The sequence below is a fragment of the Bacteroidia bacterium genome, from assembly GCA_016218155.1.
Lineage (GTDB): Bacteria > Bacteroidota > Bacteroidia > Bacteroidales > GWA2-32-17 > GWA2-32-17.
Window position 1 is genome coordinate 64,733 of the sequence record JACREQ010000111.1, and the last position, 13,110, is coordinate 77,842.

Below are 13,110 nucleotides of genomic sequence, written 5' to 3' on the forward strand. Positions count from 1 at the left end.
ATTTAGTCTAAATTAATATAGTATATTTGTAATAATTAAGTAAAGCATATTCTTAATTATATAAAATACAAAAACAATTTAACTCCTTAAATATGAAAAAGCAATTTTACTCAACTAACAAATTTATTGTCTCAATATTTATGACAATAATTATAATCGTTCCCCTATTTATAAAGGCACAAACAACAACTGTTTTCTCAGATAATTTTAATACCTCAATGGGTACTGGCTATACAACCTCACAAGGCACTATTGGTTCAAGTACAAGTTGGTTAATGAAAACAGCTTCCAGTTCATTTGAAGCAAAAATAGATGGAGGAATTTTAAATTTAAAAACGTCTGGAACAGGTTCTGGTGCAATTTACGCATATACAAACACAAGTTCGTTTTCTGCACCATATACTACACAACTTAATTCTAATATTGGTGTTGTAACCTGGACATTTAATATGAGACAAATTAGAACTGATCCAAGCGGAATGTCGTCTGGTTCATACGGAGCTGCAGTAATATTGGCCTCCTCCACTTCAAATGTTCTTTCATCAACAGGTTCTTCGGGAGGTATAGGTTATGCGGTTTATTTCGGAACAAGTGGTTCTACTGATCCAATTTATTTAGCCCGATACTCAAATGGCATTCGAAGCGGAACAATTACACCAATAATAACATCTAATACATCAGGTTTAACAGATTTTGGTGCAGATTATTTAAGTGTAAAAGTTACTTATAATCCATCTTCAAATAGCTGGGAGCTTTTTCTAAGAAACGATGGTAGTACTGCATTTTCCGATCCTTCTTCAGGCACATTAATATCTCAGGGAACTGCAACTAATAACACATATACAGGAACTAGCCTGGGTTTTATGGGTGCTGTATGGAACGGAAGTTCAACAGCAAACCAGACTGCATTTTTTGACAACTTTAAAGTAACTGTTAAAAAATTAGACCAAACTATTTCCTTTGAAGCATTATCAGATAAAACATATGGTGACCCTGCTTTTAACTTAACGGCAACTGGAGGTGCATCCGGAAATCCTGTTACTTTCTCAAGTTCAAATTCTTCAGTTGCAACTTGTAGTGGAACAAATGGTTCAACAGTAACAATTGTTGGGGTTGGTTCTACTTCTATTACTGCATCGCAAACCGGAGACGCAAATTATAATGCTGCTTTACCTGTTACACAAAATTTAACTGTAAATTCTGCTCTTTACACAGTAACTTTTAATGTTACAGATGGAATAAATCCTGTTCCTGGTGCTGTTGTTTCATTTAATAGTCTTACCCAGCTAACAAATAGTATGGGAACAACTGTTTTTACAAATATAATAACTGGTAACAATCAAGCATATTCCATTTCAAAAAACGGATATAACACAATTAACAGCTCCTTAAATGTAGCATATCAGGATATTGTTATTAACAACACTTTTGGAAGCCAAACCGCAACAAATCTTGTTGTTATTGGAACACCAACTGCAAATACTGCAACACTTGGCTGGAGTGGAAATGGAGCAACAAATTATCAGATATTATATTATATTAACGGTTCTACAAATTATTTTCTACAGTCAACAACAGCAAGTCCGTTCACAATACAGGCACTTGAACCTAACACAATATACAATTGCAGAATTAGAAGTCTAATAGGTGGAATATACAGTTCATATTCTCCTATTGTAAGTTTTGTAACATCTAGCGGCACCTCAATTCTTGCGACAAATTTAGCAGTTCAAGGAACACCTACAGTCAATTCTGTTACGTTAATCTGGAATGGAAGCGGAGCAACCAATTATCAGATTCAATATAATCCTACAGGAACTTCAGAATATCATATTTACACTGCTAGTTCAAGCCCAGTAACAATTACAGGTCTAACACAAAACACTACCTATGACTGCAGAATAAGAACTTATTCGGGTGGTATGTACACATCTTATTCTCAAGCGATCTCTTTTACAACACCTAATTACCTTTCTGTAACTGCAACAAATCTAGCAGTTCAAAGTATTGGTGCAAATTCTGCAACACTAACATGGACAGGATCTGGTGCAACGTATTACCAAATTCAATACTTTATTAATGGCTCTACCGAGTATTTCTTTCAAAATTCATCAACAGGACCATTTACTTTACAAGCTCTGCAACCAAATACAACCTATAATTGCAGAATTAGAACATATAATGGAGGTTCATTTACTTCATACTCTTCTATAGTAAGTTTTACAACCTCTAACGGAAGTTCTGTTCTTGCTACTAATTTATCAGTTCAGGGAATACCAACTGCAACTACTGCAACGCTTTTGTGGAATGGAAGTGGAGCTACAAGCTATCAGATTCAGTATTATGTTACAGGTACAACAAACTACAAATTTCAAAGCTCTACTTCAAGTCCTGTTACATTAACAGGTTTATTACCTAACACAAATTATGATTGCAGAATAAGAACTTATTCCGGTGGCATTTATACATCATATTCGCCTGTTACTACTTTTACTACTGCTTCGTTAGCTAAATATATAGCAGAGTTAGAATCAATTTCAAAAGATCCTATTTCAGAAGCTGTGATTTATCCTAATCCCGCTATTGACTTTTATAATTTAGATTTCTATTCTGAAACTGAAGGAACAGTTAGTTTATCAATATATAGTATTGATGGCAAACTTTATGAAAGTAGGATAATTGAAACTTCTTTGGGTTTAAATCACTTTGAGCTTAAAACTCCTGATATTTCAACGGGAATTTACTATATAATGTTAAATAAAGGTGATTTTACCAGTAAATTAAAACTAATTAAACAATAACACTTAATATTTTTAAATAAAAAATGGGGTGCAATTTGCACCCCATTTTTTATTTAAAAAGTAATATTATTATCTCGACTTTATTCTTTTTGCCGGAACCCCCGCATAAACACCATAAGACTCGCAATCTTTTGTAACTACTGCCCCTGCTGCTATAATACACCCCTCGCTTATTTTAACAGAAGGCATAATAATAGCATTAGTTCCAATCCATACATCATTTTCAATTATTCCTTGTTTTGTTTCTTTCTGCCCCTGTAATACCATTGGCACATTTTTATTCTCATGATTATGCATTCTTCCTAAAATTGTAACACCTGGTGCAATCATAACAAAGTTTCCAATTTTTACATTTACCAGACTTACATTCTCATTTATCTGGCAGTTATTACCAACACTTACCTCTCTTCCGCTACCAAAATATACTTTTCTTTGAATCTTACACTTTTTGCCTAAAGGAAAAACCAATCGAAGAGTACCAACTCTTATCGAATTAAATAATCTGCCACCAGGAATAAAAGAAGACGGTAAATTCTGTGCAAACAAATAATACATAAATAAAGCTATCCGTTTCATAACATTATGTTTTTATCAGTTGCCCGTTTTTACCTATGGGCACTTCAGTTTTAATTATTTTTGCAGGATTACCACCGGCAATACAAAAAGAAGGAACATCTTTGGTAACAACTGACCCTGCTGCAATAATTACATTATCATTAATTCTGATACCGGCAATAATTATTGAATTTACTCCAATAAAAACATTATTTCCAATAAAAGTATCTTTTCTTACTCCATCTCCAGAAACATAATCATGAGTTAATATTACCACGCCGGTAGTAACAACGGTATTTGAACCTATATGTATTCCTTTGGGATTAGTTTTATCAAGTCTCGCTTTAGATGATATAATTGCGGTAGGGCTAATATTCATTTTATATATCTTAGTATATATAAAATACATCAGATGCTTTACAAATATTGCCTTTAATAATGTTCTTAATTTTGAAATCATTCCTATTTGTTATTAATTAAATCAACCATAGTTTTAACTCTGTGTTCATAATTATTATTAGATCCTATTACATTTTCAATATAAGTATTATATAAGTTAATCTTTTGGGAATAATTATCAGGAAATTTAAGTAAATCATCTAATTGCTCATTGTTATGAATTCTAATTCCACAATCATTAAATAACAACAGATTTGTTTCATTAACACCGGGGTAATCAAACACAAATAATGGTTTTCTTAAAATTACTGCACCAAATAATGCGGTGCTATAATGACCCGCAACAATTGTAGAATTTCCTATTAATTCAAAAACATCAGATACATCTGAAATAATAATTCCGGGTAAATCAGATAATCCTTCTTTATACCTTTCAATTGACTCGATAGGATGAAGTTTTATAACAAATTTTAATCCTCTGCCAATTACTGTTTTTGCAATTTCCTTCAAATAGTTAAATTCTTCATCATAATTTAATGCACCAACTTTATGAAATACAAAAGGCTGATGAATATATAAAAAAACTTTGTCGTCGGAAGTATTAATCTTTTTTTGAGGTATTGGTTTTTGTGTTACCGGATAACCAGAAAATGCAACAGAATTCTCATTAAAACTAAAAAAAGGATTTACCTGTTTTAAACTGTTTTTAGAATATAATAAAGCGCAACTAAACTTTGCTCCAGAGTAATTCTTTCTTTTCATTGCATTATATAAAATGCCAAATTCTTTTTTTGCTTTTACTCCTTTCAATAAAACAAATTGCAAATATTTAATACTATATTTAAAATATCTCTTAATTGTTGCAATTTTATCAGGCGGATCAATAAATGCAGATAACGCACCCTGAGTTGTTAACCCATGTTCGATAAACACAGATGGCACACAACAATGTGCAGCAAGTCGTATTATTAATATATCGAACATCGATTTAAAGTTATAAGATACAATTGCTATAGGAGCTACAGATTTTATAAGGAGTACAATTTTTCTTACATTTAATTTACTTATTTCATAAATTTTGTATTCTGGTTTATAGCCATCATCCTTTGTTAAGTGCGAAGTTAAAGCTGATGTATGTATTACAACAAAATCATATCCTAACTCTTTAAACTCTTTATAATAAGGCTCTACATAGTTTTTTAACTGAGATGTGTTTCTTGCAAAAAAAACAATAGTTCTATTGTTTAATTTACTTTCAGCAATATTGTAAGTTCTTTTATCCAAAATAATTTAAAATTTCCAATTACCTTAATCGCATTAGATTTAAAATCTTATAGCTTACTGTTCCCTTTTTTATTTTACTTCTTAATAGAGTTTTAGCAATACTAACAACATTTTTTAAAGGCAAGCCAATTATAATTAACCATATTGAATTTAATACAATTTTTATTGCATAATTATTCCTGTTCATTTTAAGAAGTTGAACTTTCCATTTTGATCTTCTTAAAATTAATTTTACAAGAAAAGTATCTATCTCTTTATTCTGAGTTTTACAGAAATAAAAATAATCTTTCAATAATAACGCATCCTCATGAATATAACCAGTTAATTTTAAAGTAAAAGTTTTTTGAACTTCTTCATGTGTTTTACATATTGTTTGATAATTTCCAATTACCGAATTTGAATGCTGTCGATAATAAATAAGCATATCGGGAATATATTTAATTCCTCCTAAAAGCATGGCTCTAAAACCTAAAATATTATCTTCGGCAACTGAATTAGCCAGTGGTTCGAACTTTTCAAATACATCTCTATGATAACAGGAAACTGCACCATGAGTATAAAATTTACCTTTTAATAAATTTACTATTGATATATTATCCTCATTAATAGCAAAGTCTCCTTCTCTTTTGTTCTGTTCGTTTAAATAATAAAAATTTGAATAAATTGCTCTTGCCTTATATCCGCTATTTACATAAGCATTATATATTTTCGACACTCTATCAGGTAAAGAAATATCATCACCGGCTGCACAAACAATTAACTGACCATGAGATAAACTAACTAAAAGATCTATATGTGCAGTTATTCCTAAATTTTTTTTGTTTTGGTTAATTATTATTTTATGAGGACCGCTATAGTTATTTGCTAACTCCTGCATTATCGTAAAACTATTATCTTTAGAACAATCATCTGAAAGTATTATCTCTAAAGAACTATAATTTTGAGCAAATACAGATAAAATTGCTTCTTTTATGTACTTCTCGTGATTATAAGACCCTATAATAACAGACACCAAAGGTTGTTCATTTAATTCCATGATTTATTTTTTAATAACTCTATTCTTCAACTTAATAAGAATTGTATTTAATCCTATCCTTTTATCTAGTTCTTTATATGAAAACCAAGTTGAAATAAAGAGTAAAATACTTCCTAAATAATATGAATAAGGCTTATCTATTAATTTAACAATTAAAAAACATGAAACAGCTAATAAAATATGTATTAAAAATATGCGCATAAATTCTTTAGTAAAAGAAAATTGGAATTTTATTTTAATCACTATAAATATTTGAAATAAATGAAGTATAAAACCAAACATAAATGATATTCCCAAACCAGTTAGCCCAAATAGATAATAGCCAAGAATATTTAAACCTAACAAATAAGAATTTGATAATATCTCATTCCATAAAAGGGTTTTGCTATCTCCTTTAGCAAACAAAACATAACCCATTGACCAGCTTGCTGCTTTAAATAACATGCCTAATATTGCCCAATGCACCATTTCATTAATTGCAACAAATTTATTAGAGTATAGAATAATTACAACCCATTGTATAAAAACAAGAAATAATAAAACAATAGGAGCCAGAATAAGAATTGCAATTTCTGCTTGTTCATTAATTGTTTGTTTACAAAGCACATTACTATGTGCTACTGCAGCAAGTCTCGGATAATAATCAGTTCCCATTGCAGAAAAAACCATACCTACATAGGTAGCAATAATTGCAAAACCAGCATTATAAAGACCAACCTGTTCAATGCCACCTGTATTACTTATATAAATTCTTACTAAATAAGATGTACCTAACGTAATTAAACCACTTAGACTTATCATGAAACCCATAATAAGCATCTTTTTACCTTCAGCTATTGTAACTGCTTTAGTAACCTTTACAGTTTCAATTTCAATTTTATTAGAGAAAAACCAAGAAAGTAATAAGGCTACTATTGATGATATTACTATTGCAGGAACTATAGCTTTTACACCCCAAATGTAATATAGCGGAATTGAAAAAAGCAAACCAAGCAGACTTCCCAACAAATTGGCTTTTGCAAGATATTGCAATTTTCGCATACCCTGCAAAACTACTAATTGCCCGGAACTTAACTGATTAAATAACAAAGTAACTGAAATATAAATAAAAGCAAAAGTATAATCTCTGTTTCCAAAAGTTAACTGGCTAAGCCAGGGCGAAAGTGCAATAGTAACAATAGTGCCTAACAACCCTGTAATCCAAACCCAACGCCTAAGTACTGCAACTATTGTTGCAATTCGCAAGTTGTTAGCAGTAGCATTTGCCTCTGCTACACTCTTTACAGCACTTGTACCTATACCAAAATTTGTTAATCCCGAAATAAATCCTGTTGTTGATGAAAGTAAACCGGCTATGCCCATACCGGCAGGACCAAGTAAGACTGCAATTATTTTTGAACGAATTATAGAAATAACAATATTAACAACTTGCACACCTCCAAAAAGTGATGTTGCTTTTATAATTTGCTTATAAGAACTCTGCGATTCTTGCATTATAAATTTTTAATTACTTTTGCAGGTACCCCGCCAATAATTACATTAGCAGGAAATAAACCAGCAACAACTGCACCTGTTGCAATAATTGTATTTTTTCCAATTTCAGAATTTTTAAGTATTGTAACATTGTTACCTATCCAAACATTTTCACCAATTATTACTTTACCAATTACTCCAAGTTGTCTCCTTTTATCTGGCTCAATACAATGTGCCTCAAAATCCATAATTGTAACATTTTGACCAATTAATGTATTATCACCAATTTCAATATAATTTGCGGCACTTATACATACATTATTATTTGTTGCAATATTATTTCCAAAAACAATTTTCGCATTTTTGTATCTAGCTTGTAATTCAATCATTCCATTACGATGAAAACCGCCTAATTTGTAGCCAAATGAAATATTTGTTCCAAAGACAACATAACCTACGCCTGTAACCTTTGTTAATTGATTAACTGTTGGATATTTATTAGAAACCTGAATTTTCCCATGAAAAAACTTTGATAAGTTCGGAATTATAAATAAAAAATATCGCCTAATTATCATTTGCAATAGTCTAATAGTTCTCATAATTTTTTTGAATAAAAACATCTACTAAAACTAATTATTTATTTTATTAATTGAGCATAATTATATTATCACAACTATAATTATTCCTAAAACATCGTATCCATTTGTAACCTAAATTGCAATTAAACTTGATAATATTCATTTAAATAATTTTGAGTTTTGCAAGTTTTTCTCATGCATAAAACCCACTAGAATCTAGATATCTATAACAACTTTATTTATTTTAGCAGTATTGAACATTTAATTAATAAAATCTAATTATTAAGATTCTTCTAAATCTGATTTAATAATTAAATGTCTTATTTTGCTAAATTTGATACTATCAATTAATTCAGGTTTTGCAGGATTACCTTTGTAAACTTTATTTGGCAATGTGTTTTCTAACAATACAGATCCTGCAATTATAAAATTATTTTCTGCAATTTTGATCAAATCTGGAATAGATGCATTTATTCCTATAAATGAACCTTCGCCTATTTCAGAAAAACCTGCTACAACAACATTTGAAGAAATAAAACAATGATCTTTAATTTTTGCCCTATGCCCTATTGTATTATTTGACCATAGAATAACATTATTTCCAATTTCAACATTGTATTGTAAAATATTACCTTCAAATATAAAACAATTCTCTCCAATTTTTACATTATGCCACACAAATGCTTTGGGACTTATATATGTTGCAAAATTATATCCCATCAGTTTAGTTTCAAAATAAAATCGTTTGCGCAACGTATTCAATAATGTTGAAGATATAGCTGTAAAAAGGTAAAACTCACTAGGAGGAAAGAGTACTTTTAATTCTTCATATGGTATTACTGTTATTCCGTTTATGGTTTGGTGTTTAATATATCTTTTTTCAACACAAAATGCAACAACTTCATATTCTCCATTTTCACTGAAATATTCATGAGCTATTTCTGCAAAATCTCCAGCACCAATTATTATTAACTTTTTTTTCATTTAATATTTACTGTTTGGATAATTATTCAAATAATATTTTTTCATTTGTTGAATACTCATAATGATCGTAAACTATAGTTCTGGCTCCAAAGCCCTCTTTTTGAAAAATTAATTTTGTATTTAAAAATTTCCCAGAATTTAAAGTTGAATTTCCGAAATCAAAATAAGACATTTCCGAATATACTTCATTAATTAAAAAATTAAAAAGAAAATCTAAGCTACCGTTTACCTTCCCATCAAAACTTGCACTAATGTATTGGCAATGTGCAATTTTATTTTCTTCAAAAATTAATACTCCTGCTTCAATTTTACTACAATTTTCTGCTACAAAGAGTTTAATGTTTTGTGGAAACTTTTCTGCTAAATACTCTATTTCTGAAAGAGAATGAATCGCTTTAACTCCATGTTTGTTTAACAAATTATTATTTAACAAATCCCAGTATTCTTTATAATTATTTGTTTGTCGTCCTACTATGCCGAGTTTTGCTGCCTTCTTAATACCCCTTTTTCGTAATTCCGAGAATGGTAGCTTATTTCTAAAATCAATACAAGAGGAAGCTAAAGATGCTATTTTTTGTGCATTGAGATTAAACATTATATAAATATCTTCTTGAGAAGGAATACTATGATATATAAAAGGTATTGGCTTATAAACTACTTTTTCAATCCCTAAATGCTTTAGAAACGAGTTGATTTCATTAAAAATACTAATAACCTCTGTAATATAAATTTTTTTTGGGAGAATTATTCCACCATAGGTTAAACCTTGATGTGAATAATATATTTTTTCTTTTATTGTTCCAGGCAATAATGCCATTAATTTATTTTCAGAAAAAATCATTAATGAAGAGTCAGGGAAAATATGTTGATGATATTCAATAAAAGTTCTATTAAATAAAAAAGTTCCATTTTTACTTTCCAATAAAAAATTATTCCAAATATCTTTATTTTCTTGTTTATAAAATTCAATTTTTATGTCTTTCATTTTTTTGAATTATATCTTTTTACCAGAAATAATACCATACCCCCAAACTCCAGAATAATAAACCTTCTCTAAAAAATCACATGAGTGACTAAAATTAAAAATATCTTCTTTAACAAATGATTTATTTACTTCGGCTCCGTTTTTTTCTAAATTCTCTTTCCAATATCTAATTGTTGGTATTACGTTTTTTGAAATATCTTCTTTTTCAATTTTATTAAAACCGCTTGTTTTTAATAATTCTTCATAAAACTCTAAAGTATCCAATCGCGCTTTTCCGAAAACTTTTTCTAGAATTTTTAAGGAATTTTGCCATTCGAAAATTTCTTTTGCTGTTGGATATTTGTTAAATGTTAAATCACACAATACCATTTGGCCTCCTGGTTTTAAAACCCGAAATGCTTCGTTTATAAGCTTTTGTTTATCATCAATTAAATGCGACATTTCCATAATCCAAACCACATCAAACGAGTTTTCTGAAAATTGATTATCAATTGCATCTCGAAAATGAAATTTAACTTTTTGTGAAATATTTTCACTTTGTGCCATTTTATTTGCAGCGCTTATACCATTTTTACTGTTAGAAATTCCATCAACTGTACAATTGAATTTTTTGTGCAAATACGCAGCAGGATTGCCAATTCCGCATCCTACATCTAAAAGTTTTTTTGTCCCATCAAGATTAATTTTCTCATACATTTTATCAATTAGCAAATCGGTTGCTTTTTCTAAAGTATCGGTTTCAGGACGAAAATATCCCCAATGAAAATTTTTCCCTAATAAAAACTCCCATGGAGTAGTTATATAATCGTAATGTTGGCTATTATCCATATTTAAATTTTAAATTGTTCCAGAATCTACAAATATATTCTGACCAGTTATTGATTTTGAATCATCTGCCAATAAAAACGAAATAGTTTTAGCTACACTCCCCAAATCAGTTGCTTCTTTTAAAGAGGTTCTTTTATATATTCTATTCTTTTGTTCATCTGTTAATGTTGCACTCATTTCAGTTTCCATAAAACCAGCAACTATACAATTTGAACGAATTCCTATTTCGCCCCATTCGCGAGCTGTATTTTTCGAATATGCTTCTAAAGCCCCTTTGCTGGCAGCATACATCGACAATCCTTTGTATCCTGTATGTACACTTATTGATGAAATATGAATTATACTTCCTTTTGTTTTATGAAACAACATATTTCTAATAATATTAGATGTCATTAACATTGGAGCAAATACATTTAAGTTAAACATTTTATCAAGTGGTTCGTGCATTGTGTTAGTAATTATTTCGTCATAGGCTAATGCAGCATTATTAACAAAACCATCAATTTTAACATTATACGATAAAAAGTTTTTAAAAACTTTTTCTTTTATGTTTTTTGAATCAGATAAATCAAAAAGATCAATAAATAGATTTTCTGGAAATTGATTTTTCAATCTTTCTAATTCACTCGTTAGGCTTCTGTTTATTGCATAAACATTACATCCATTTTGTAAAAGCTCTTTTGCAATTTCTAATCCTAATCCCTTTGAAGCTCCGGTTAAAACTATATTTTTGTTCATCTGCTATTTTGATTTGCCATTATTAGTCATTTCAACTTTATCAATAAACTTATATATTCTAGGTATTTTAAAATCCTGTAACTTCGTATTCAAAAAAGTTCTTATCTGTTCTTCTGTTAACTTGCAATTATTTTCAAAAAGAATTTCTGCACAAACAATATTTCCTAACACAGAATTTTTTTTTGCAAACACCTTTACGTAACTTACCTCGGGCAATTGTATAATGGTTTCTTCTATTTCTTTAGGATTAATTTTATATCCACCAGAATTTATCATCTCGGTTTTTCGTCCATTGAATTTAAATAAAAGTGGCACCTCTGAAACAATTTGCACTAAATCGCCAGTATAATACCAATCATCAGCTAATTGAAAACTTTTAGCTAATAATGATTTAAAAATCTGCAATTCATTATCAACTATTTTAATTTTACCTGCATATTGTTCAGGAATACTAAATAATTCGCCTTTTGATGTGAGTAATGAACCAACTTCTGTTGATGCATATATGTTATAAAATTTCGCATTCGGAAAAAACTGTTTCATTTTTTCAATTAGGCTATCATCAGTTTTTTCGCCACCAAACGTTACTTTACTAATAAGATTAAATGCTTGTTGAAATGGTAAAAGCAATCTATAGAAAGTAGGTGTTGCTGATATATTTGTTATATTATACTTATTAAATTGTATAAATATGTTTTCTCTTTTTTGTGAAAAGAGATAAATTAATGAGTTTTTATTAAAAAATGCCTGAAAGAATACCTGTAAGCCAGCCATATGAGTTGGATTATAACAATATGCCCACGCATTATCAGAGTATTTATTATTTATTTTAATATTACGTGTTAAACTCTCAACCGAATGAATTACTTTTTTTGGTGTACCTGTAGTTCCAGAAGTAAATAAAGTAATTTCAGAATTTGAAGCCTTAACTCTTTCTATTATTAAATCAATATTATTTATATCAATTTTAATCTTTGTTGTTTCAAAATACTTTTGTTCAATTTCAAGCTTTATTATTTCATTGTCGCTTATATCATTGTCTACCAAAATAATATTACTACCCGAAACTAACCCTTTTATTAAGTTTAATAAATATTTCCCAATATTAGGATTTTTATAACAAGGTGTATAATCATTAGCACTATTTAAATAATCTAATAAATATTGATAAGTAAAGCTTGTGTGACTATTTTCGTCAACAAAGAACAAATTATTCATTTTTACAAAATATTCAATTCTCTTTTAACTTCTCCAATAGTATTAATAAGACCTTTTTCAAATACATCTATACCAAACTTTTCTTCAATCCTTACGGTTAATTCGGCCAGATTAAATGAATCAAAACCAAGATCGTTTCTTAAATGCATATTATCATTAACTGATTCTACAGTTTTTTTGTTAGCATTAGCTAAAACAGTATTAATTATTTCCAAAAGTTCGTTCATATAA

13 protein-coding genes are annotated in these 13,110 nt (G+C 29.2%); 1 reads left to right on the top strand and 12 read right to left on the bottom strand.

The window, feature by feature from the left end; translation table 11 throughout:
* Positions 1–92: 92 nt before the first annotated feature.
* Positions 93–2,801 (top strand): fibronectin type III domain-containing protein, encoded by a 2,709-nt coding sequence (locus tag HY951_18915; protein MBI5542136.1) that lies wholly within the window; start codon positions 93–95, stop codon positions 2,799–2,801.
* Between the two features lie 69 nt (positions 2,802–2,870).
* Here HY951_18915 and HY951_18920 read toward each other — a convergent pair whose 3' ends face one another.
* From HY951_18920 to HY951_18975, 12 genes are all read right to left on the bottom strand, one after another.
* Entirely contained in the window at positions 2,871–3,377 is a 507-nt protein-coding gene (locus tag HY951_18920; protein ID MBI5542137.1) for an acyltransferase, read from the bottom strand.
* Positions 3,378–3,381: 4 nt separating this feature from the next.
* A complete protein-coding gene (locus HY951_18925; protein MBI5542138.1) occupies positions 3,382–3,816 on the bottom strand; it encodes an acyltransferase in 435 nt (144 codons plus the stop codon).
* 2 nt (positions 3,817–3,818) lie between these two features.
* Positions 3,819–5,039: a hypothetical protein gene (locus HY951_18930; protein ID MBI5542139.1), complete on the bottom strand. Its 1,221-nt coding sequence runs from the start codon at positions 5,037–5,039 to the stop codon at positions 3,819–3,821.
* Positions 5,040–5,058: 19 nt separating this feature from the next.
* Complete coding sequence (locus HY951_18935; GenBank protein ID MBI5542140.1) at positions 5,059–6,075, bottom strand: glycosyltransferase; 1,017 nt, start codon at positions 6,073–6,075, stop codon at positions 5,059–5,061.
* Between the two features lie 3 nt (positions 6,076–6,078).
* On the bottom strand, positions 6,079–7,569 hold the full coding sequence (locus HY951_18940; GenBank protein MBI5542141.1) for an O-antigen translocase: 1,491 nt from the start codon (positions 7,567–7,569) through the stop codon (positions 6,079–6,081).
* Positions 7,569–8,147, bottom strand: coding sequence for an acyltransferase (locus HY951_18945; protein ID MBI5542142.1), 579 nt, complete (start codon positions 8,145–8,147; stop codon positions 7,569–7,571). Before HY951_18945 ends, HY951_18940 begins: the two co-directional genes overlap by 1 nt.
* Positions 8,148–8,408: 261 nt before the next feature.
* Positions 8,409–9,110 carry an acetyltransferase gene (locus HY951_18950; GenBank protein ID MBI5542143.1) on the bottom strand — a complete coding sequence of 234 codons (702 nt, stop codon included), beginning with the start codon at positions 9,108–9,110 and terminating at the stop codon, positions 8,409–8,411.
* A 22-nt stretch (positions 9,111–9,132) separates the two neighbouring features.
* Positions 9,133–10,095, bottom strand: a complete 963-nt coding sequence (locus tag HY951_18955; GenBank protein ID MBI5542144.1) for a GNAT family N-acetyltransferase — start codon at positions 10,093–10,095, stop codon at positions 9,133–9,135.
* A 9-nt stretch (positions 10,096–10,104) separates the two neighbouring features.
* Positions 10,105–10,923: a class I SAM-dependent methyltransferase gene (locus HY951_18960; protein MBI5542145.1), complete on the bottom strand. Its 819-nt coding sequence runs from the start codon at positions 10,921–10,923 to the stop codon at positions 10,105–10,107.
* Positions 10,924–10,932: 9 nt separating this feature from the next.
* Positions 10,933–11,661: an SDR family oxidoreductase gene (locus tag HY951_18965; GenBank protein MBI5542146.1), complete on the bottom strand. Its 729-nt coding sequence runs from the start codon at positions 11,659–11,661 to the stop codon at positions 10,933–10,935.
* Positions 11,662–11,664: 3 nt separating this feature from the next.
* A complete protein-coding gene (locus HY951_18970; protein MBI5542147.1) occupies positions 11,665–12,879 on the bottom strand; it encodes an acyl--CoA ligase in 1,215 nt (404 codons plus the stop codon).
* A gap of 2 nt (positions 12,880–12,881) precedes the next feature.
* Entirely contained in the window at positions 12,882–13,106 is a 225-nt protein-coding gene (locus tag HY951_18975; GenBank protein ID MBI5542148.1) for an acyl carrier protein, read from the bottom strand.
* Between the last annotated feature and the right edge of the window lie 4 nt (positions 13,107–13,110).

Coding starts and splice junctions, on each gene's coding strand:
- HY951_18915 (MBI5542136.1), top strand. CDS start 93: ATGAAAAAGCAATTTTACTCAACTAACAAATTTATTGTCTCAATATTT.
- HY951_18920 (MBI5542137.1), bottom strand. CDS start 3,377: ATGAAACGGATAGCTTTATTTATGTATTATTTGTTTGCACAGAATTTA.
- HY951_18925 (MBI5542138.1), bottom strand. CDS start 3,816: ATGATTTCAAAATTAAGAACATTATTAAAGGCAATATTTGTAAAGCAT.
- HY951_18935 (MBI5542140.1), bottom strand. CDS start 6,075: ATGGAATTAAATGAACAACCTTTGGTGTCTGTTATTATAGGGTCTTAT.
- HY951_18940 (MBI5542141.1), bottom strand. CDS start 7,569: ATGCAAGAATCGCAGAGTTCTTATAAGCAAATTATAAAAGCAACATCA.
- HY951_18945 (MBI5542142.1), bottom strand. CDS start 8,147: ATGAGAACTATTAGACTATTGCAAATGATAATTAGGCGATATTTTTTA.
- HY951_18950 (MBI5542143.1), bottom strand. CDS start 9,110: ATGAAAAAAAAGTTAATAATAATTGGTGCTGGAGATTTTGCAGAAATA.
- HY951_18955 (MBI5542144.1), bottom strand. CDS start 10,095: ATGAAAGACATAAAAATTGAATTTTATAAACAAGAAAATAAAGATATT.
- HY951_18960 (MBI5542145.1), bottom strand. CDS start 10,923: ATGGATAATAGCCAACATTACGATTATATAACTACTCCATGGGAGTTT.
- HY951_18965 (MBI5542146.1), bottom strand. CDS start 11,661: ATGAACAAAAATATAGTTTTAACCGGAGCTTCAAAGGGATTAGGATTA.
- HY951_18970 (MBI5542147.1), bottom strand. CDS start 12,879: ATGAATAATTTGTTCTTTGTTGACGAAAATAGTCACACAAGCTTTACT.
- HY951_18975 (MBI5542148.1), bottom strand. CDS start 13,106: ATGAACGAACTTTTGGAAATAATTAATACTGTTTTAGCTAATGCTAAC.